This window comes from Ruegeria sp. CG4, from assembly GCF_056537185.1.
In genome coordinates this window covers 73,875-95,226 of record NZ_JBQFRB010000009.1, presented here as the reverse complement: position 1 = coordinate 95,226, position 21,352 = coordinate 73,875, and the positions used below count along the sequence as shown (strand labels likewise).

Annotated in this window: 19 protein-coding genes; 13 read left to right on the top strand and 6 right to left on the bottom strand. The window is 57.3% G+C overall.

All coding sequences use genetic code 11. From position 1 onward, the window contains the following. The first annotated feature begins 15 nt into the window (after positions 1–15). Both ACR0J2_RS19635 and ACR0J2_RS19630 read left to right on the top strand, forming a co-directional pair. On the top strand, positions 16–795 hold the full coding sequence (locus ACR0J2_RS19635; RefSeq protein WP_170807574.1) for an IclR family transcriptional regulator: 780 nt from the start codon (positions 16–18) through the stop codon (positions 793–795). A 35-nt stretch (positions 796–830) separates the two neighbouring features. Further along, complete coding sequence (locus ACR0J2_RS19630; RefSeq protein WP_170807575.1) at positions 831–2,183, top strand: aminotransferase class III-fold pyridoxal phosphate-dependent enzyme; 1,353 nt, start codon at positions 831–833, stop codon at positions 2,181–2,183. A 33-nt stretch (positions 2,184–2,216) separates the two neighbouring features. Here the strand turns inward: ACR0J2_RS19630 and hpaR are convergent, their stop codons facing one another. After that, entirely contained in the window at positions 2,217–2,657 is a 441-nt protein-coding gene (gene hpaR, locus ACR0J2_RS19625) for a homoprotocatechuate degradation operon regulator HpaR (protein WP_170611294.1), read from the bottom strand. 109 nt (positions 2,658–2,766) lie between these two features. Here hpaR and ACR0J2_RS19620 point away from each other — a divergent pair, with 109 nt between their 5' ends. The 9 genes from ACR0J2_RS19620 (at position 2,767) to ACR0J2_RS19580 (ending at position 13,260) form a co-directional block, all read left to right on the top strand. After that, on the top strand, positions 2,767–3,180 hold the full coding sequence (locus tag ACR0J2_RS19620; RefSeq protein WP_170619387.1) for a 5-carboxymethyl-2-hydroxymuconate Delta-isomerase: 414 nt from the start codon (positions 2,767–2,769) through the stop codon (positions 3,178–3,180). A gap of 3 nt (positions 3,181–3,183) precedes the next feature. Further along, positions 3,184–4,692 carry a 5-carboxymethyl-2-hydroxymuconate semialdehyde dehydrogenase gene (hpaE, locus tag ACR0J2_RS19615; RefSeq protein ID WP_480813554.1) on the top strand — a complete coding sequence of 503 codons (1,509 nt, stop codon included), beginning with the start codon at positions 3,184–3,186 and terminating at the stop codon, positions 4,690–4,692. Positions 4,693–4,833: 141 nt separating this feature from the next. Then, a complete protein-coding gene (gene hpaD / locus ACR0J2_RS19610; RefSeq protein WP_480813553.1) occupies positions 4,834–5,676 on the top strand; it encodes a 3,4-dihydroxyphenylacetate 2,3-dioxygenase in 843 nt (280 codons plus the stop codon). Positions 5,677–5,745: 69 nt separating this feature from the next. Then, on the top strand, positions 5,746–6,600 hold the full coding sequence (locus ACR0J2_RS19605; RefSeq protein WP_480813552.1) for a fumarylacetoacetate hydrolase family protein: 855 nt from the start codon (positions 5,746–5,748) through the stop codon (positions 6,598–6,600). Continuing rightward, positions 6,597–7,397, top strand: coding sequence for a 2-oxo-hept-4-ene-1,7-dioate hydratase (gene hpaH, locus ACR0J2_RS19600; protein ID WP_480813551.1), 801 nt, complete (start codon positions 6,597–6,599; stop codon positions 7,395–7,397). Before ACR0J2_RS19605 ends, hpaH begins: the two co-directional genes overlap by 4 nt. A gap of 12 nt (positions 7,398–7,409) precedes the next feature. Further along, positions 7,410–8,465 carry an aldolase/citrate lyase family protein gene (locus tag ACR0J2_RS19595; RefSeq protein ID WP_480813550.1) on the top strand — a complete coding sequence of 352 codons (1,056 nt, stop codon included), beginning with the start codon at positions 7,410–7,412 and terminating at the stop codon, positions 8,463–8,465. A gap of 81 nt (positions 8,466–8,546) precedes the next feature. After that, positions 8,547–9,299 carry an IclR family transcriptional regulator gene (locus tag ACR0J2_RS19590; protein WP_480813549.1) on the top strand — a complete coding sequence of 251 codons (753 nt, stop codon included), beginning with the start codon at positions 8,547–8,549 and terminating at the stop codon, positions 9,297–9,299. A gap of 172 nt (positions 9,300–9,471) precedes the next feature. After that, positions 9,472–11,934, top strand: a complete 2,463-nt coding sequence (locus ACR0J2_RS19585) for an FAD-dependent oxidoreductase (protein ID WP_480813548.1) — start codon at positions 9,472–9,474, stop codon at positions 11,932–11,934. Between the two features lie 78 nt (positions 11,935–12,012). Continuing rightward, a complete protein-coding gene (locus tag ACR0J2_RS19580; protein WP_480813547.1) occupies positions 12,013–13,260 on the top strand; it encodes a Tm-1-like ATP-binding domain-containing protein in 1,248 nt (415 codons plus the stop codon). Between the two features lie 160 nt (positions 13,261–13,420). On the opposite strand, the gene ACR0J2_RS19575 is transcribed toward ACR0J2_RS19580, so the two are convergent. Continuing rightward, positions 13,421–13,897, bottom strand: a complete 477-nt coding sequence (locus ACR0J2_RS19575; RefSeq protein ID WP_170611275.1) for a phage holin family protein — start codon at positions 13,895–13,897, stop codon at positions 13,421–13,423. A 9-nt stretch (positions 13,898–13,906) separates the two neighbouring features. Further along, complete coding sequence (locus ACR0J2_RS19570) at positions 13,907–14,185, bottom strand: hypothetical protein (RefSeq protein WP_480813546.1); 279 nt, start codon at positions 14,183–14,185, stop codon at positions 13,907–13,909. Between the two features lie 216 nt (positions 14,186–14,401). On the opposite strand from ACR0J2_RS19570, the gene ACR0J2_RS19565 reads away from it, so the two are divergent. Then, positions 14,402–15,454: a Hint domain-containing protein gene (locus tag ACR0J2_RS19565; RefSeq protein ID WP_480813545.1), complete on the top strand. Its 1,053-nt coding sequence runs from the start codon at positions 14,402–14,404 to the stop codon at positions 15,452–15,454. 256 nt (positions 15,455–15,710) lie between these two features. Here ACR0J2_RS19565 and ACR0J2_RS19560 read toward each other — a convergent pair whose 3' ends face one another. After that, on the bottom strand, positions 15,711–17,765 hold the full coding sequence (locus ACR0J2_RS19560) for an alkyl/aryl-sulfatase (RefSeq protein ID WP_480813544.1): 2,055 nt from the start codon (positions 17,763–17,765) through the stop codon (positions 15,711–15,713). A 252-nt stretch (positions 17,766–18,017) separates the two neighbouring features. Here ACR0J2_RS19560 and ACR0J2_RS19555 point away from each other — a divergent pair, with 252 nt between their 5' ends. Continuing rightward, a complete protein-coding gene (locus ACR0J2_RS19555) occupies positions 18,018–19,727 on the top strand; it encodes a tetratricopeptide repeat protein (protein ID WP_480813543.1) in 1,710 nt (569 codons plus the stop codon). 1 nt (position 19,728) lies between these two features. On the opposite strand, the gene ACR0J2_RS19550 is transcribed toward ACR0J2_RS19555, so the two are convergent. Then, the gene (locus ACR0J2_RS19550) at positions 19,729–20,394 is read right to left on the bottom strand and encodes a D-lyxose/D-mannose family sugar isomerase (RefSeq protein WP_480813542.1); all 666 of its coding nucleotides are present in this window, start codon (positions 20,392–20,394) and stop codon (positions 19,729–19,731) included. A gap of 17 nt (positions 20,395–20,411) precedes the next feature. Next, positions 20,412–21,338, bottom strand: coding sequence for a carbohydrate kinase family protein (locus ACR0J2_RS19545; RefSeq protein WP_480813541.1), 927 nt, complete (start codon positions 21,336–21,338; stop codon positions 20,412–20,414). Positions 21,339–21,352 lie beyond the last annotated feature (14 nt).

The window sequence follows — 21,352 nt, the reverse complement described above, 5'->3', positions numbered from 1 at the left end:
AGGAGAGAAAAACGCATGGGCACCGCTCTTAATGCTTTGAAATTGCTCGAGTTGTTTTCAAGTGCTCAGCCGGAGATCGGTCTGAGCAACCTTGCCCGGCTGTCCGGTATGAACAAGGCAACGACTCTGCGCCACCTTCGCGCATTGGAAGAGTTTGGCCTGATCGAACAAAACCCGCACTCCAAGTCCTATGCGATCGGACCGGCTGTGGTGCGTCTTGCCGCGCTGCGGGAAATCGCAAATCCGGGGCTTGAAGGCGCGCGCGCAAGGATGCAGTCCGCCATGCAGGTAATCGGCGAAAGCATGCACCTTTCGCTGCTGCAACAAGGCAAATTGCAAACCGCTCTGGCGCTGGAAACCACACGGTACACCGTGCGGGTCAGCCTTGATCCGGCGGAAATTCTGCCGATCAATGCAACGGCTTCCGGACTGTGCCTGCTGAGTTTTGGCCCCACTCACCTGCTTGAAGATCTGGATGCTCAAGCCTTGACGTCCTACACAGCGGAAACCCTGGTGTCCCCTGACCTGATACGTGAACGGGTTTCTGAGATCAGGCGCAAGGGCTGGTCAAACAGCGCAGGCGGGTTTGAAGCAGGCGTTTATGGATACGCCGCGCCTGTCTTTGGAATTGATCAGGTGGCGATAGGCACAATCGCAATAGCGGTGCCTGAAATTCGTGCAAACGGCGATCACCTGCCTTTGATCCTGACGACATTGCATTCCCTTTCGCTCGAACTGACTGCGAATTTCGGTGGTCAGTTTCCGCGAAACTTCCCAACCGCGTTCCAGCCCTGACCGATGGGCGGACAAGATCCTCGGAGACCCGTGATATGAAAGACTCCAATTTCCTGAAGGAAAACAACGCGCGCCATTTCTGGCACCCGATGGCACATCCTGCCGACAGTCAAAACAATCCGCCCACCATCCTGACCGGAGGGGAAGGGGTCAGCATCATCGATATAGACGGCCACAAGGCCATCGACGCGGTTGGCGGGTTGTGGAACGTCAATCTGGGTTATTCCTGTGATCCGGTTAAGCAGGCCATTACCGATCAGTTGAATGCGCTGCCGTATTACTCGACCTTCCGGGGCACCAGCAACGACAAGGCGATTGAGCTGTCCTATGAGTTGGCGCAGTTTTTCAAGCCTGATGGTCTGACCCGAGCTTTTTTCACTTCGGGCGGATCGGATTCAGTTGAAATCGCGCTGAAGCTTGCGCGACAGTATCACAAAGTGCGGGGCGAGGCCGGCCGGACAAAGTTCATCAGCCTCAAGCAAGGATACCACGGCACCCATTTCGCGGCCGCTTCGGTCAATGGCAACCAGAAGTTCCGCGCGGCTTACGAGCCGATGATGCCAGGCTGTTTCCACGTGCCTGCGCCGTGGACCTACCGCAATCCGTTCGACGAAACAGACCCCGAGCGTCTGGCGCAACTTTGCGTCAAGGCGCTGGAGGCCGAGATCGCATTCCAGGGGGCAAATACCGTCGCCGCATTCATCATGGAGCCGGTTCTGGGCGCAGGCGGCGTGATCCCACCACACAAAAGCTTCATGCCAATGGTGCGCGAGGTCTGTTCGAAAAACGGTATTCTTCTTATCTCGGATGAGATCATCACCGCTTTTGGTCGTACTGGCAGCGAAAGCGGCGCGCGGCATTGGGGTGTACAGCCCGACATCATGACGACGGCCAAGGCGATCACCAACGGTTATTTCCCATTCGGTGCGGCAATGATTTCGGGCGCGGTCGCCGAGGTTTTTGAAAGCGACACCACGGGTATGGCGTCAGTCGATCAGGGCTATACCTATTCCGGCCATCCGGTCGGCGCAGCGGCTGCGCTGGCGGCTCTGTCTGAAATCAATCGTCTGCGTGTTTGGGAAAACGCCGCAGCCCGCGGTGAAGAACTTTTTACCGGATTGAAGAAACTGGCCGAAAAACACGACGCAATCGGAGATGTGCGCGGGGGCGAGGGCCTGATGTGTGCGCTGGAACTGGTATCTGATCGTGCAACCAAGGCGCCGATTGCCAAGCATCTGCCCTTGCAAGTGCAGAAGGCGGCATACGAAGATGGCGTGATGGTCCGTGTGTCGGGCAACAACATCATTCTGTCGCCGCCGCTGGTCATTACGTCCGATGATGTGGCTAAGATCCTGTCGGCACTGGATACCGGTTTGTCGACACTTTAGATGCGTGGCTGGCCCCGTCCTGTTTGGGCGGGGTCAGACCTTGACGGCCTGCAACTCCTCAAGCAGGTCCAGAAGGTCGTCCAGCTTGTCCTGACCCATCTGTTCTTCAATGCGATCATAAATTGCAAGGGATGTCGGAAGATTCTCGGTCAGGATTCCACGACCTGTATCCGTGATCTTCACCATCGACCGGCGCTTGTCCTGACTGTCTTGGCGGCGTGTAATCTGGCCGTCTGCTTCCATGGCGCGCAGAATGCGGGTGAGGCTGGGCAACAGAAGACAGGCCTCTTTCGAGATGGCGCTTTGTTCCATTTCACCAAACTCATCCAGAACGCGAAGAATGCGCCACTTCTGTTCTGTAAGCTGAATGTTGTTCAACATGTCCCGAATGGGCGCCATGACTGTTTCGCGGGCACGCAGCAGCGCAATCGGAAGCGCGCGGGAAGTGCTTTTGGTGTGGCTTTGTGTGGTCATGCCGTTTTCTAGAGCGCTGCTTCCGGAATTGCAAAGATTAACAAGTCAAGTTCTTGACACGTGGTGACGAAAATACTAAACATGTTTACTAATTAAGGGGACGGGAACCATGCCGCATTTCCACATCGATTACTCTGGCAACCTTGAAGACTGGGTCGATATGGATGGTTTGTGCGAGTGTGTGCGCGCAACGGCCGCCGCAATTGACACGTTTCCGGTGGCAGGTATTCGCGTACGCGCCACGCGGGTCGATCACTATTCCATTGCCGACGGGAACCCGGCGCATGGTTTTGTCGATATTTCGATCCGACTGCGCGCCGGTCGCCCCGAAGACGTCAAGCAGGACGCAACGCAGCGCATATTCGAAGCGGTAAGGGCGTATCTTGAACCGGCCCTTTCGAAGCACTCCATCGCTCTGTCGGTTGAGATGCGTGACATCGATCCGGACCTTTCGCCCAAGACCGGCACTATCAGAGAGCATCTGGGCCGGGACCAATTGGCTGCAACCCAGCAGGAGACCTGAACCATGAGCGCCTTGGACACCAATATCGAAAAATTGGCGGGGTTTCTGGCCCGGTTCAAAGAGGCAGGCATCAAGAACCGCATTGCGGGCGAAGATCGCGACGGGGCGGCGGGGGTGTTTCAATCCACTTCGCCAGTGGACAAGTCCGTGATCTGCGATGTGGCCCATGGGACGGCGGATGACATCGATGCGGCGGCCAACGCAGCCCATTCAACATTCGCCGCGTGGCGCGATATGCCCGCCACCGAACGCCGCCGTATCCTGCTGAACGTGGCCGAAGCGATCGAGGCGCGTGCCGAGGAAATTGCCCTGTGTGAGTGCTGGGACACCGGTCAAACCCTGCGTTTCATGTCCAAGGCGGCGCTGCGCGGTGCCGAGAACTTCCGTTTTTTCGCTGATCAGGTGGTGCAGGCAAGGGACGGACAGCATCTTAAGTCACCGACCTTGATGAACATCACCACCCGCGTTCCAATTGGCCCGGTGGGTGTCATTACTCCGTGGAACACGCCGTTCATGCTGTCGACCTGGAAGATCGCACCGGCACTGGCAGCGGGTTGTACCGTCGTTCACAAACCGGCCGAAGATTCACCGCTGTCGGCGCGTTTACTGGTCGAAATCGCGGAAGAGGCCGGTCTGCCCAAGGGTGTACTGAACACCGTGAACGGGTTTGGTCCGGATGCCGGTAAGGCGTTGACCGAACATCCGCTGATCAAGGCCATTGCTTTTGTCGGAGAAAGCCGCACCGGCAGCATAATCACAAAGCAGGGCGCGGATACGCTCAAGCGGATGCATCTGGAACTGGGCGGCAAGAACCCGGTGATTGTCTTCGATGACGCCGACCTGGACCGCGCGCTGGATGCCGTGATTTTCATGATCTACTCGATCAATGGGGAACGTTGCACATCGTCTTCGCGTTTGCTGGTACAAGACACCATCAAAACCGAGTTCGAAGCCAAGCTGGTAGAACGCGTGAACAGCATCAAGGTCGGTCACCCACTGGACCCGGCGACCGAGATCGGCCCGCTGGTAACGGAAGAGCACTACAATAAAGTCACCTCGTATTTCGACATCGCCAAAGACGATGGCGCGACTATCGCAGCCGGCGGCGTCAAAGTGGGGGACGAAGGGTATTTCGTGCGGCCAACCTTGTTTACAAATGCCAACAACCAGATGCGCATCGCGCGCGAGGAAGTATTTGGTCCGGTTCTGACGTCCATCCCATTCTCGACCGAAGAAGAGGCGCTACAGATCGCAAATGACACGCCTTACGGCCTTACCGGTTACGTCTGGACCAACGACCTGACGCGTGCCCTGCGGTTCACGGACAAACTGGAAGCAGGTATGATCTGGGTGAACTCGGAAAATGTGCGCCACCTGCCCACGCCCTTCGGCGGCGTCAAGGCTTCGGGTATCGGCCGGGACGGCGGCGACTGGAGCTTTGAGTTCTACATGGAACAGAAGCATGTTGGCTTTGCCACCGGTCAGCACAAGATCATGCAACTTGGGAAATAATATCGTGCAGCCTGATCCCTTGGCAGGGGTTGGCTGACTATAGTTGAATCAGGAAGTGCGCATCATTGGTCCATCAAACGCTCGGACCATAGGACATTCTGGCTGTCAGGTCTTACGTCACGATCATAAGGAGGAACCGTCATGGGAAAGATAGTACAGGCCGCGAAAATCACGCATGTGCCCAGCATCTGGATGTCCCACACGATGCCGAAATACAAAGGCATCCGGCAACCTGCCATAGACGGATATGCGCGCCTGCGACAGGATGCAATTGACCGCAAGGTGGATACGTTTGTTGTGTTCGACACCCACTGGATCACCAATCAGGGTTTCCATCTGAACACAAAAGAACACCACAAAGGCCGTTTCATCAGCCACGAGTTGCCGCACATGCTGGCGGACATGGAGTTTGACTATCGCGGGGATCACGAATTGGGGGAAACCATCCTTGACGTCTTGCGTGAGCGGGGGGAGAGGGCCCTTGGCCATTCACATCCCGATATGGGCATGGAATACGGCACCCTTTTGCCCATGCATTTCATCAATGACGGTGTAAATGCGCGGGTGCTACCCGTCGCGGTCAACCAGTTCTCGTCGATTGCCGAAAACCGTGTCTGGGGCGAGGCCATCGCCGAAGGTATCCGCCGTTCCGACCGCAATGTGTCAATTCTCGCATCGGGTTCTCTGAGCCATGACTTTACGCCCAACGAGCGCTCGGTCGAAGGGCTGAACGCCGTGAATGGCGAGTTCAATCGTCAGATGGATATGCGTGTGCTGGAGCTGTGGGACCAGGGTCGGTTTGAAGAGTTCCTTGAAATGCTTCCCGACTACGCCAGGAAATGCACGGGTGAGTGTGCGATGAACGACACCGCCTTGCTGTTCGGCGCGCTGGGTTGGGGCAGCTACAAGGGCCAGATCGATATTTACACACCGTATTTCGGAAGCTCCGGCACGGGGCAGGCCAACATCAGCTTCTCGGTCTGAGGTCGGGACGCGGATTCGTATGGTATGTTTTCTCTGCATGGGTGGCAGCAAGGCCGCCGAGGAGGCCTGATGCGCTTTGCAACTTACACCGCAAATGGCGAAACCTTTTTCGGTGCCATTACCAAGGACGGCGCAATTGCGCTCAACGGCGATTTTCCTAGCCACAGCAGTTTGTTCGAAGTTATCGCCGCGGGTGCGTTCGACCAACTGGTCGAAAAAGCGGGCGGCAAACCCGTAACTCACGAAGATTTCACCTATGAAATGGTGATGCCCGACGCCCGCCGTATCCTCTGCGTCGGCGTGAACTTCCCTGACCGCAACGCGGAATACAAGGATGGCAGCGCGCAACCGAAATACATGTCTTTGTTCCCGCGTTTTGCCAGTGGCTTTACGGGACATGACCGCCCTCTGATCCGCCCGCCGGAGAACCACACGCTGGATTACGAAGGCGAGGTGGCCATCGTGATTGGCAAGGCGGGCCGCAGGATTTCGCAAGACGACGCCTATGATCACATCGCGGCACTGACGCTTTGCAATGAGGGTACGATCCGCGACTGGGTGCGCCACGCCAAGTTCAACGTCACACAGGGCAAGAACTGGGACAGAACCGGCGCGATCGGCCCTTGGCTGGTGCCTTTCACCGAGGCGGCCCAGTTGGACGACGCCCGCATTCAGACGCATGTCAACGGCGAGTTGCGTCAGGACGATACGTTGAGTCGGATGATGTTCCCGATCCGGCGCGAGATCGAGTACATCTCGACCTTCATGACGCTACAGCCCGGCGATATCATTGTCACCGGGACGCCAACCGGCGCAGGTGCACGGTTTGACCCGCCGAAATACCTGGTCCCCGGCGATGTGATCGAGGTTTCGGTCGACGGCATCGGCACACTGCGCAACACCGTCGAGGATGAACAGGTATGACCCCTGAAGATCACGCTCGCGCCGCCGCCGATCTGTTGCGGGCCGAGCAGACGCGCGAACAGATCGGTCTGCTGACACTGCGGCATCCCGACATGGGAATGGACGATGCCTATGCGGTGCAGAACGCCATCCATCGCGCCAAACTGGCCGAAGGGCGCAAGGTGATTGGCTGGAAGATCGGGCTGACCTCTAAGGCGATGCAATACGCGCTGAATATCGACATTCCCGACAGTGGCATCCTGTTCGATGACATGGCCTTTGAAAATGGCGGCACAGTGCCTGCGGGCCGTTTCATCCAGCCTCGGATCGAGGCCGAGATCGCCTTTGTCATGAAAACCGCCTTGGCTGGGGAACATGTCACCCGCGCGGATGTCATTGCTGCGACTGATTATGTCGCGCCGTCTATCGAAATCCTCGACACTCGTATTCAGCGGGTCGATCCAAAGACCAGCAAGGCACGCACCGTGTTTGATACGATCAGCGACAACGCCGCCAATGCCGGCATCGTACTGGGTGCAGAACGCCACGCCATCGACACTTTCGATCTGCGCTGGGTTGGCGCACTAGCATTCCGCAATGGCGAAATCGAAGAAACCGGCCTGGGTGCAGGTGTTCTGAATGATCCTGTCGAAAGCGTTGTCTGGCTTGCCCGGCGCATGGCACAATATGGTCAGAGCATCGAGCCGGGCCAGGTGATCCTGTCGGGTAGCTTCATTCGCCCTGTCGAATGTCCTTCGGGCACCGAAATCCACGCCGATTTCGGCTCGTTCGGCTCGATCGACATACAATTCGCTTAAAGGAGGCTCAGAATGTCCGCGCCACAGAACCCGTTCAAAGCCGCACTGAAGGCCGGGCAACCTCAGATCGGTTGCTGGTTGGGTATGGCCGATGCCTATGCCGCTGAAATAGCGGCCACATCACGGTTCGACTGGCTGTTGGTGGATGGTGAGCACGCGCCCAACGACCTGCGCACGGTTTTGGAGCAAGTGCGCGTTATCGACGGTTCGGGCAGCCATCCGGTGGCCCGATTGCCGATTGGCGAGACCTGGATGATCAAGCAATATCTGGATGCCGGGGTGCAGACCATTCTTGTGCCGATGGTCGAAAGCGGTGATCAGGCGAGGGAACTGGTTCGGGCTGTGCAATACCCACCGCAAGGTGTCCGGGGGGTTGGTTCTTCAATGGCGCGGGCTTCGCGATTTGGCGCAATTCCGGACTACCTGACAACAGCGGACGAACAGGTGTGCCTGCTGGTTCAGGTTGAGAACCGACTGGGCATGGCCGCTCTGGATGACATACTGACAACGGATGTGGACGGTGTTTTTATTGGCCCTGCCGATCTTGCCGCGGATATGGGCCACCTGGGTAACGCCAGTCATCCCGATGTGGTCGAGGCGATTTTTGATGCCCTGACGCGAATCACCGCCGCTGGCAAGGCCGCGGGTATCCTGACACTCGACCCCGGAATGCAACGCAAATGCCTGGATCTGGGCGTGACCTTTCTGGCGACAAGTATTGATGTAACCCTGTTTGCCTCGGCTATGCGCGGCGCTGCCGACGCGGCGCTGGCGTTGTTGCCGGACCAAAGTGTCACGGGCGTTGCACAGACAAGTGCTGGCAGCAAATATCTACAGCAGCTGTGCAAGCATTGGTCCCACAAGGCCGAAGTTTTCTTTGACGACACCCAAGCGAGTGTGGCCTTCGAGAACGGCAATGCTGTCACGCTGACGGCGGACGAAACCAGCCTGACCATCTCGGCCGCAACCGGACCCCGGGGCGACCTTGCCCGGTGGCAAGAGGTGATCGAAGCCCACCTGACGCGGTTTGCTTTTCGTGAGGAGTTCAGCATCGACTGGGCGTCTTAGTCACGTTCTGACATGCAGACGAGGGTGCGGTGGCATGATCGTCGTGTCATTTCTGGATTATGCCTTTGAGGGGAGATCGAAATGAAAACTGTCGACAAAGCCATGATGCTGCTGCGCCAGTTTTCGTTGGAAAGCCTCGAGATCGGTTTGAACGACCTGGCGCGGGCAACAGGGCAGGACAAGGCGGTCACGCGCAGGCTGCTGGTCTCACTTATCAGTCATGGGTTCATCGAACAGAACCCTAAGAACCGAAAATACCGTTTGGGCCACGGATTTCTCTCGCTGGCCAGGTTGAGAGAGGCCACCGTTCCGATGGTGAAAGCAACGCAAATCGTATCGCAATGGTTGTCCGCCCAGGCAAATGAAACGGTGCATGTCGGTATTCCCGGCGACAAGGGGATGGCGACCGCGGCCTTCACATTGCCGCCGCGTGGGAATGTGATCAACCTGCGGCCCGCGGATTCCTACCCATTTCATTCGTCGTCTTCGGGTCTTGCGTATTTGTCGTTCTGTTCGGATCAGACGCGCGAGCAATTGTTGGCACTCAAACGGGAAAAGCTGACGCCGTACACCGTGACGGATTTGGAGACGCTCAGGAAGCTGATCTCGGAGACCCGAGCCCGAGGGTTTGCCTGCAGTCGCAATGCGGTTGACATCGGCGTTGCCAGCGTGGCGAGACCGTTCTTCATCGATGGCAAGGATCCAGCGGGTACCGTTGCCATTGCCGTTCCCGATGCGAGTTTGGATGAAGCCCGAACAGAGGAACTTGCAGTGCTTCTTCAAACCGCAGTGGAAAAGCTTGAAATCGCACTGACTGGCGCACCAAGGCCTTGATGAAGAAATGGTGCGTTATTCGCACCAATGGTGCGAAAAATTGTGATTTCTCACCATTCTTTGGCACACAAGACCCGACAGCGCAGGGTGGATCCGGCACAGCTTGACCCCACGGCGTTTGTGATCCGAAACCCCGAAGATCGGCTGCCTTGCAGACTGAAGGATTGTTTTGATGCCCGTCTCTTTTCCTGAACAAGCACCTGTGGTGATCATCGGTGGTGGTATCATCGGCATCTCGACCCTGTATCATCTGGCAAAGCGCGGCGTTCCCGCAGTTCTGGTCGAGCGACGGAAGATCGCCAGCGGAACAACCTGGCATGCAGCCGGGATCGTCGGGCAGTTACGCGACAGCACGGCACAGACCGAGCTGGGCAAATATACAGCGCGCCTTTTCAGCGATCTGGAAATCGAAACCGGACAGGCGACCGGCTACAAGCCAAACGGCACGATCAATCTGGCAATCGGCGATGTGCGCCACGAACAACTGCTGCGCAGCCACGACCACGCAGCCCGCATGGGGATCGAGACCTTCATGCTGTCCCGCGACGAGTTGAAAGAGAAATGGCCATGGATCGAAACAGATGACGTGAAATCCGCATTCTTTGTTCCGTCGAATGGCCAGGTGAACCCGCTTGACGTTACGGTCGCGCTTAGCAAGGGCGCGCGGGCCATGGGGGCACAGGTGTTCGAAAACACCAGGGTTGATCGTCTGGTCATCCGGGATGGCAAGGTGGTTAGTGTCGACACAGAAAGGGGCGTGATTGCGACCAACAAGGTGTTGCTGGCGGGCGGCATGTGGAGCCACCTGTTTGCCAAGGCACACGGAGTAACCGTGCCGCTGCACGCGACTGAACATTTCTATATTGTCACCGAACTTGTGGACGGCCTGCTCAGGACCCAGCCGATTTTGAACATCGCCGAAGAGCGGACCTATTGGAAAGAAGACACTGGCAAGCTGCTGATCGGGTCATTCGAAAAGCATGGCAAGCCCTATGGCAGGAACGGCATCCCCGAAGACTTCGAATTCGACGAGCTGCCGTTTGACATGGAACACGTCGAACCGAACCTTGAAAAGATGTTCGAACGCATGCCTGCACTAGGCGAGATGGGCATTCAGACTTTTTTCAACGGGCCCGAGAGTTTTACACCCGATGGACGTCCCTATCTGGGTCCGACCAGCGAGATCGAGGGCCTGTTTGTGGCAGCCGGCATGAACTCGAACGGAATCCTGAACTCGGGTGGTGTTGGCCTGACAATGGCGGAATGGATAACCGACGGCGCGCCGTCGCGGGGCATGGGCCCGATGCTGGCCCGCCGGGCGCACCCATTCCAGCGCAATACCAAATACAATCATGACCGCAGCGCCGAGTCAGTGGGCTTCCACTATGGCGTCAACTGGGTCGGACGGCAGGTCCATTCGGCACGCAGAGTGCGTCGGGTGCCGTTGCATGATCGGCTGAAAGAGGCAGGCGCGACATTTGCCGAGCGGATCGGCTGGGAGGTGCCGATGTACTTCGACCCCGAAAAAAAGGGTTGGAATGAAGAACCGAGCCTGCGGCGCAAAGACTGGGCACCGCACGTCAGGGCCGAATGTCTGGCCGCCCGGGATGCTGCTGTGCTGATCGATCAATCGATGTATTCGAAAATTCAGGTGCAGGGTCCGGACGCGGTAAAAGCGCTGAACAAGGTCTGCGGCGCGCAGATGGATGTCACGGTCGGCACCTCGGTCTACACCCAGTTCCTGAACGCGCGCGGCGGGATCGAGGCCGATGTGACCGTGACCCGAACAGCGCAGGACTGTTTCATTGTAATTACAGGCCATCCCAGCCAGATGCGCGATCAGGCATGGATCAAGGATCACGCCGAACCGGGCTGGCGGTTCGAGGTGTTCGACGCGACCTCGGGCTATGGCCTGATCACGATCCACGGTCCAAGATCGCGCGACATACTGTCTGCCATCTCGGGCGACGACATGTCGAACGAGGCCTTGCCCTTTGGCGCGGCGCGAGAAATCGACATGGCTTATGCCCGAGGGTGGGCCATTCGGCGCTCGTTCATTGGTGAACTCGGGTACGAGCTGATGATACCCACGGAGTTCGTCGCAGGTGTCTATGAAGCGCTGATTGCGGCGGGCAAACCGCACGGAATGCTCCATATGGGAATGTTCGCCATGAACGCGTGTAGGCTCGAGAAGGGCTTCCGACATTTCGGGCATGACATCGCCGAGGATGACACGCCTTATGAAACCGGGCTGGGTTTTGCAGTAGAGCTGGATAAGGCTGGCGACTTCCTCGGCAAGGACGTTCTGACTGAACAGAAGGCTGGCGGTGCCGCGACTGCGCACCGCACCGTATCCTGCAAAGTAGACGACCTGGATGCTGAAACCGGTCCGTATCTGATTCACAACGAGCCTGTGTGGAAGAACGGCAGGATTGTGGGGCATGTCACCTCGGGCGACTGGGGCTTCCGGTTGCAGGCGATGGTCGGTTTGGCCAGCCTGCACCATGAGGAAGGTGTTTCGAAGGCCTGGATCGACGAGGGCGGCTTTGACGTTCAAATCGCCGGGGAAATGTACCCGCTAAGGGTTCAGTTTGCGCCGTACTACGACCCCAAAGGAGAGTTGATGCGGGGCTGACACCAGACCAGGGAAGCTCAATTGACAATTGCGCAGCCCAGTTCTTAATATGTTAATTAAAATTCAGCGGAGGACCTCATGGCGGACAAGACGATCCTTGTCGTTGGGACATATGACACCAAAAACGACGAGTTGGAGTTCATGGCGGCAAAGATCCGTTCCTTGGGCGGTGGTGTGCTGACCCTGGACGTCAGTGTTCTGGGCGACCCCGCCAATCCCACCGACTATTCGAAACATGATGTGGCCAAGGCGGGTGGTAGCTCGATTCAGGCTGCCATAGACAGTGGCAGCGAACATGTGGCTATGCAGATCATGTCCGCCGGTGCCTGTGTCCTGACCCGCCGCTTGCACGATCAGGGCCTGATTGACGGTGTGATCATACTGGGCGGCACCATGGGTACCGATCTTGCGCTGGATGTCTGTCAATCGTTGCCCATCGGGGTGCCCAAATACGTCGTCTCGACCGTGTCCTTCTCGGCCCTGATCCCGGCCGAGCGTCTTTCGCCGGACATCCAGATGATCCTCTGGGCCGGGGGGCTGTATGGGTTGAACGCGATCTGCAAATCGTCGCTGTCACAAGCGGCAGGCGCCGTTTTGGGGGCCGCACGCGCGGCAGAACCGGCCAAAAGCGGGCGTCCGATGGTGGGTGTCACCTCGTTGGGGACCTCATGCCTCAAATACATCAAGACACTCAAACCTGCGTTGGAAGAGCGCGGTTATGAAGTTGCCGTATTTCATGCCATGGGCATGGGCGGCATGGCCTTCGAACAGATCGCAGGCCAAAACGGCTTTGTCTGCGTTATGGACTTTGCCGGGTGCGAATTGGGCAATCTGCTGGCCGGTTCCGTCGTGAACGCAGGCAAGGACCGGCATCGCGGGGCTGGGCGGGCCGGCATTCCGCAGATCGTGGCCCCGGGATGTATGGACCTGATCGATTTTGCGGGCTGGCAAGACATCCCGGAACGGTTTCTGGACCGTCCGATCCACACCCACAACAAATTGGTCAAGAACACCTACTACACTGCTGACGAGCGGCGCGAAATTGCCCACGAACTGAACAAGCGCCTTGGCGAAAGCCCCGCGCCCACCCATCTGATCATACCGCGCGGCGGCATCGAGGAATGGGACCGCCCGGGCGGAGATTGTCACGACCCAGATGGCCTGAGCGCGTTTATTGAGGCTCTGACAACTACCGTCGCACCTTCGGTTCAGGCAACCGCACTGGACGCCCATATCAATGACCCGGAATTCTGCATCACTGCCCTGGAGATATTCGACCAATGGGTCGCGCAGGGTATTGTTCCCGCCGGCGAACCTACTGCCTAAGCGCGCTGCTTCCGTCCGGAGTTCGCTTGGGAACCTTTGGCCTGTCGACTGTTACCCTCGCATGCCTGTAGGCGCGAGGGCATCGGCGAAGGACATTTCGACCTCTGTAGTGGCCGTTAGTTTAGTTAGATTGGGCGTCAGTCTTTGGCTCTTAGGCTTTCTAGTCCGTTTTTGAGCGATCGGAAGCGCGTCGCGCCAGTATCTTCACAATTACGGCGGCCAGTTCGGGCGCGATTGTCCCAAAAGGGTCCCGTGACATCTTTTTGACATGCGTAATCGCGTCCTGCGCCTGTGTCAGCCCGTCGCGGATTTCTTCTTCGATGTCTGCCAGCGCCATGTCGCGCAATTCAGTCACTGTTTCACTGTCGGACTGCGAGGACATTGATTTGGCAAAGAGGGCCAGCAAAACCGCCAACACAAGGTTCGCTGCGGCAACCAGAAGCGCCGACAGCGGTTTCGATAGTGTTTCTGACAATGCGAAATAGCCTGCGACATTCAGCATGATCACAGCCAGCCCCACGGCCAGACCGGCCGCAGCATATAGCCCGGTGCGGCGCGCCGCGATGGTAAATTGCCGCTGGGCAATCAGCCGTTCTGAACGTAGGACGATCGACAAGTTTCTGGAAATACGGCTCATGATACGCTCCTACCGGGACCGGCCAATCAAATACCCAAGGGCAAAGACACCAAGGGCAATCAGGATCGGCTTTTTGTGGGGCAAATCTTCCAATTCGGTCAGCACATCTTCGATCTGCCCGGGAAGATGCCGCAGATTTTCGGCCCAAGCTTCTGATATTATCTCGTGATCAGGTGTCTGTGGGTCATTGGTTTCGCGATGTTCAATCGGCTTCTCGTTGCGGGAATACTCCGCCAATTGGCGCTTTAACTCAGCAACCTGCTGTTCAAGCTCTGCTTTTGTGACCATCCCTTTGGACCCTTCTGCCCCGGTGTTCTGTTTGGCTACCTGAGCCTCGCGGTTGGTGTCCGGGGTCTCTGTTCATCAAGAATTAATCGATTGGCGTGCAAGGTAGCAACTTCGTGGACATGTGTGATCGGTTCCGCTGCACAAAAGTTCCTTATTTAAGCCCAACTTAACTCAGTATAACAAATGAAGCGTGTTTCGCGAGTGTGAGGTCACTTTATGGCGAATTATTCGTATATCGGGTATGATCCCAGCGTAATAACCGTCTCGTTTTTTGGCGGCGGTGTCACGCTGTCCAATACGTATGACCCGAATGCGGACCGGGTGTTGTTTTCGGTGGTTGACGGCGCCGGAGGGACGCTGGTCAATGGCGCGCCGGACAATGGCACGGATTTCAACGGTGACAGATTCAACAACGAAGTTGGCGATGACCTGACGCAGACAGGCGACGTGACCAGTCTGGACGGGTCTGTCACGTTCCTGAGTGGCAATATCTACCTCGAAGAATCCTATCAGCTTTTCAAACCGGGCGGCGGAACGATCGACGTGTTCCGGGTCGAGGTCGACGGCACCTTGGCCGGTTATATCACTTCCGAACCGCTTGTTCCGGGCACCAACTACCCGTTTTCAATCTCGAATGTAACGCCAGGAAACGCGCCGGATACCACTGACCCCGACGCAATTGTCGATGTACCCTGTTTCGTGAAAGGTACCCTGATCGGCACACCAGACGGTTCAAGGCCTGTCGAAAGCCTGATGGCCGGAGATCTGGTTGATACAGCGGACGGGCAGGCCAGGAAAATTCGATGGATCGGATCACGCACCCTGGATTTGTCCGCGCAGCGGCATCTGACACCGATCCGGATAGCGCAAGGGGCACTCGCGCCGAACTCTCCGTCGTCGGATCTGATGGTATCGCCAAACCACCGGATGCTGGTGACGAAGCCTGTCAATGAAATCCACTTTGGTGACAAGGCGGTGCTGGTCGCGGCCAAGCATTTGCTAGGCTTACCCGGCGTGTCAGTCGCGGCGGACGTGTCGCAGGTAACCTATTTCCATTTCATCTTCGACAGGCATGAAATCGTGCATTCAAATGGCGCGTTTTCTGAAAGCCTTTATCCCGGTGACATCGCCGCGCGAGGCTTCTCAGAGGAGTCCTGGAACGAGATCGTCGAGATTTTTCCCGAGATTGCCGATGGCGTTTGTAGGAACTACGGCCCGACGGCGGCGCGGGTTCTGAAAAAACACGAAGCCAGCATCATGGTGGGCTGACTTCCGGACTGGAACCAACCTGAAGATCGTTGATTGCGAGGGCCTGAAGGCTCACGAAGCGCCATTGTTTTGCGGATGAGGTCTGATTTCACGCACGTCCCTGTGGTGGCGTTCGGCGGCAAAAAAGACATTCTAGCCTCACAAGAAAGGCGAAAAAGACGGGCCGCTGGGGCAGCCCGTCTTTCGGCAGGACAAACCTGCCATCCACAACGTTTCCGGTTCGTGTTGATAAGGAACCGGTTGGCTGATCGGGGAATCAGCCGCCGTTGGAGTTCGCAAGGGGTGGCTGAGCAAAATCGTTGGCAGGGGCCGTCAGGTCCTGCGCGCCGGTCCCGGGCATCAGCTCAAACCCCAGATCGAACTGGTCCAGAGTTGAGGCCAGTTGCGCCACCAGATCCGCATTGCCTTCGAACTTCGCCGTTCCGTCCGCCAGCATATCTGTCAGCTTCCGCTCTCCGGTCATGACCTGTTCCAGATCGGTACGGTTCAGAGCAATCGAAAGGTCGGCGTCATCAGCTTTTTGGCCCACGATGTGGGTCAGCGTGGCGTTGCTCATCTCGACCACGATGTTTTCGTCCCGATCGGGGATCGTCAGATTGATCGTGAACTCCATCCCTGCCGCTTTGGCGCTGTTGACGCGGATGCCAAGAAAGTCCAGCCACATGCTTGTCGGCATGGCCTTGATCGTATCCGGGCCGGTGGTTTCGATGGTGGCGCCCTGAGGGATGCCATTGCGCAGTTCATAGGCCGCGCCCAGGAACGAATTGCGGACCGAGGGGCTTTCCTTCTGATATCCAATCTGTTCGAAGGCATCGGCCAGCAAGTCCTTGGCGGTCTGGTTCTGCGGCTCGGCGTAGACAAGTTTGTTGAGGATCTCGGTCGCTTCGAGATATCTCCCGGCAGCCACCAGTTCCTGACCTTTTGCCATGATCGGTTCGGCGCCGCCCATCATCTCGACAAACAATGGTGCGCTGTCTTCGGGTGAAAGGGGCGTCAGCGTCGTCGGGTTGGCATCCCAATAACCCAGATAGCGGTTGATCACCGCGCGGCTGTTATGCTCGACCGAGCCATGATAGCTGCGTGCGGCCCATTGATCCTGAAGGCTCTGCGGCACCTCATAGACGTTGTGGACCTGATTGATGGTCACGCCCTTGTTGGCCAGGTTCAGTACCCCGTTGTTGAGGTTGGCATAGGTGTCGCGCTGTGCCCGCATCACCTCCTGAATACGATCATTGCCGAAACGCGGCCATGAGTGCGAGGCGAACATCAGTTCGGCATCCTGCCCGAATTCGTAAAGCGCATCGTTGATATGCTTTGACCAGCTCAGCGCATCACGGACCAGCGCGCCGCGCAAGGTGTAGATGTTATGGATGGTGCCGGTGATGTTCTCAGCCGCCCAGAACGCTTTGAGGTCGGGGAAGTAGGTGTTCATCTCCGCCGGGGCCTCGGTACCCGGTGTGTTCTGGAAGATCATGCGCACGCCGTCGATGGTGATCTCTTCATAGTCATCCGAGACATAGCGGGTCGGTTCAATCAGGCCGGTGGTTCCGGCCGAGATGTTCTTGCCGATCGACTGGTCCACATGGCCGTAAGGATTTCGCGGCAGCAGAACGCCGTATTGGAAGAACAGCCGGCGGTTCATCACATTGCCCGCATAAACGTTCTCGGAAACGGCATGTTCCATGAAACCGGCAGGCGCGATGACTTCAACGCCATTGGCGACATCTTCGTCGGTAATGACACCGCGCACACCGCCATAGTGGTCGGCGTGAGAGTGTGAATAAACCACCGCTTTGACCGGCAACTCACCCACCGTGTCGTTCAGCAGCTTCAATGCGGCAGCGGCGGTTTCCTTCGACGCCAGCGGGTCAAAGATGATCCAGCCGCTTTCGCCGCGAACAAAGGAAATATTCGAAAGGTCAAAGCCACGCACCTGATAAATCTGGCCTTCCAGAATTTCAAACAGGCCGTAGTTCATGTTCAAAACTGCCTGGCGTTGCAGCGACGGGTGGATCGAATCGAACTCCTGCCCGTCTTCCAGCAGGAAGTCATAGCTGCCGATATCCCAGGCCACTGTGCCGTCCTCGGTCGTGATCTGGCGATAATCGGGAACGGCGATCAGGCCTTTACGGCTTTCTTCAAAATCCCGCTGATCCTCGAACGGCAGGGTGTTGCGCAATTTTTCCTGAAAATTGACCGTGAATTCCGAGGGCAGTTTACCCTTGGGATCAAAATGCTCCTGTGCGGCTACAAGACTTGCGGAGGCAGTCAGCAATGCGGTGGAAAGGGCCAGAATGTGTCGACGTGCCATAGGTTGGGCAGCTCCAATTGATAAATGCTCGATCGTGGTTTTCAGGAGCGTGTTCAGATGTTCCGTTCCGCATTCTTGGAAGTTTGGAAAGACAAACCGATCACCTGCAGCAACTCCTGTTGAAGCAAAGGCTGTTATGCATTCGCGCGCGCTCGTGAAGTGCGAACATGTTGCTACCTGGGCGGTAGTGGATGTAAAAGCGGTGAAACACTTGCCATAAGAGCCGATAACAAAACCATTTTTCAGAACTGGATGCCAGATTTGGCCATATCAGAGCAGGATATCCGCGCGCAGTTGCAGCGCCTTCTTGACCACCCAGAGTTTTCAGCGACGCCCCAGCGCAGAACCTTTTTGGCTTATGTGGTCGACGAGTATCTGGCCGGGCGGGCTGGCCATATCAAGGGCGTGTCGATTGCCATGTCGGTCTTTGATCGCGATGCCAGTTTCGATCAGCAATCCGATCCGGTTGTCCGGCTTGAAGCGCGCCGTCTGCGTCAGGACATCGATGGGTACTATGCCGGTCCTGGTCGCGACGATCCGATACGTCTCAGCATTCCCAAGGGCGGTTATGCGCCGCGGTTCGAACGGATGACGTCCGCCGAACCCAGTTCTGTTCAACCCGCATCAGAGCCTATGAAAAAGGAAAGCCGGTCGCGATCCACCAGAATAATTCTGGCGTCGTGCCTTGGAGTGGTATGTGCAGTGATCTGGGCGGGATGGTCTGTCTTGTATGACCCGCCCTCGGAACGAGACCCGGGGTTGCCCAAGGGGCCAATCATTGCGGTCTTGCCGTTTGATTCAATGGGCGAGGCGTCCTTGGTTCTGGCTGATGGCATTACGCAACAACTGACGACAGAACTGATCAGGTTCAACGATTTGTGGGTTCTGCCACTGGGGACGGTTGGCCGTTTTCGGGGCGGCGACACCGATCCGCAGACGCTCCGGACTGAATTCAAAGCGGACTACGCGCTTGAAGGCAGCGTTCTGGAAACCAGAGATTCCCTGCGCTTGTCAGCGCGGCTGATCAATCTGGCCGAGGCGCGGTATGTCTGGGTGCGCAGTTATTCTGTCGGGCGGTCCCCGTCCGAGATCTATCGTGCTCAGGATCAGATCATCCGGGACGTTACCGGGCAGTTGGCCGGCAAATATGGATTGCTGAACCATGACGCGATGCGGTCCGCAGCCCGCACACCGCCCAGAAACCGGGACGCCTATGACTGCGTACTTGAGTACTACGCCTATCAGATCCGCATAAACCTCAGTCGCCACGCCGAGGTCAAATCCTGCATTCTGAAAGCGGTTGACCAAAATCCTGACTACGCCGAGGCATGGGCGGTTCTGTCGAACCTTTATCTGCAGCAGGTCCGGTTCAATCTGGGTGGCGATCGCACTCAGGTACTGCAATCTGCAAACGTGGCTGCGCGCCGGGCGTTGCAGATCGATCCCAACCTGCCGACGGCTCATCTGATGCTGGCGAACCTGAGGTTTGTCATGGGTGACATGGATGGTTTCCGGAAGTCGGGTGCGGCAGCAATTGACCTTAATCCAAATGATGCGGCCATCTTGGCACATTATGGTATGCGCCTGGCCTTCGGCGGAGACTGGGATGAGGGGTTGGCACTGGTGGATCGCGCGATTGCGCTGAATCCGGTTTACCCCCATTGGTATCGGTTCCCGCGTGTCTTCTACCTGTTTGATCAGGGTGAATTCGAACAGGCCCTGACCGAGCTGAACCAGATCGAGATGCCGGGTTTTTTCTGGACGCATCTGTGGCGCGCCGCCCTCAGTCACGAAGCCGGTCAGCCGGATCGCGCCAAGGCTGCAATCCGTGACCTGCTGAGACTTCAGCCGGAGTTTTCCGCCAACGCGCTGAAAACACTCTCTATCTGGCAACTGGATGAAGCATTCAAGCAGAAACTGCTGCGCAGTCTCAGCGACGCAGGACTGCCCGGCGACACCTGATTTAATAGTCTGCAACCAGCAAAAAGTCGGGGGCCACGTCTTCCTCGATTGAGGCGAAGCGGGGAATGGGATCTTCGAACACGTTGTCGGTACGGTCATCGTTAACCGTGGACACCTCAACAATCAGACAATCGCCCTGTTCCGCCCAGAAAGCATGCCAGATGCCGGGCATGAGTGTGACACTCTGGCCCGGTTTCAGCCGCAGATGCTCGCCTGGTTGGATTGTCACGGGGCAACTGTCGCTGGGTACGGTCACGGCATTGTCGCGGTCTATGCCGCCCCCGGCGTCAGATCCATAGATTTCCATAACCAGGTCACCACCACCACGGTTGATGATGTCTTCAGCCTTGATGATATGCCGGTGCATGGGCGAAAGCTGTTTGTCCCGCGAAATCAGCAGTTTCTCGGCATACAGCATGCCACGCCCCTGATTTAGTTGGGTCACGTCGCCATTGCGCAGGGTGAACAGAAACAGGCCCAGTTCATCAAACCGACCTTGTCCGTAATCGGTGATATCCCAGCCCAGCCCTCGTTCGCGGATACCTGCAGCTTGCGGGCTGCGGATTTTATCGGGCGACCAGTCCGCAAAGGGTGGCAGAACCGCCCCGAAAGACTGGATGAAGGACTGCGCTTCTGCCTTGATGCGATTGATTTCGGATCGTTTCACGAAAGACCTTCCTTTTCTTATAGCTCGTGCTGCCATGGCGGGTTTGCGCCGGCGCGGGATACGGTAACGGCAGCTACTTCGGCCCCCATTTCGAGGGCCGCGCGCAACTGGGTGCCGGACAGATTACGCAAGCGCGGTTTGGTCAGGTGACCCGACCCGTTCAATTGGGCCAACACGCCTGCATTGAATGTGTCGCCGGCGCCTACCGTGTCGACCACCTCTGCCGGTTTCACTGGCACCGAGACGTTCGATCCATCAGCAAGATATCCGGAAGCGCCATCGCTGCCCCGAGTGACCACAACCACGGCAGGACCGGCCTGCAGCAGCAAAGGAACCTTTTCTTCCAAAGGTTCCGGGCCCGGTATGATCCAGTTCAAATCCTCGTCCGAAACCTTGAGGATATCGGTTTGCGAAATCATGCGGTTCAGGCGGGTGCGGTATCTGGTCGGTTCCTTGATGAAGCCTGGGCGGATATTCGGATCCAGCATGACAGCGCGATCCGATCCGTGGCGGTCAAGCAACGCGGCATACGCATCAGCACAAGGCTCACACGCCAGACTTATCCCGCCGAAATACATTGCTGATACCGTTGTCAGCTGTTCTGGCATGTCTTCGGGGCGCAGCATGCGTCCTGCGGTGTTCTCGTCAACGAAACTGTATGTGGCTTGCCCGTTCTGCAATTGCACAAAGGCCAGAGTTGTTGGGCGGTCTGATGTTATCAGATGCGTGGTATCGACATGACTGTCGTTGAGCGCCTTTTCCAGTTGTCGGCCAAACATGTCCGTAGACAAACCTGTCAGCATCGCGGCCGGCGCCCCAAGACGACCCAGTGCAATGGCCGTATTGAAAACGGCACCGCCGGAATGGGGCACAAACCCTTGTTCCCCGGACAGCGTCGGAGAGGCAATCATATCAATCAAAGCTTCGCCACAACACAGGATCAAGATAGGGGTCCTTT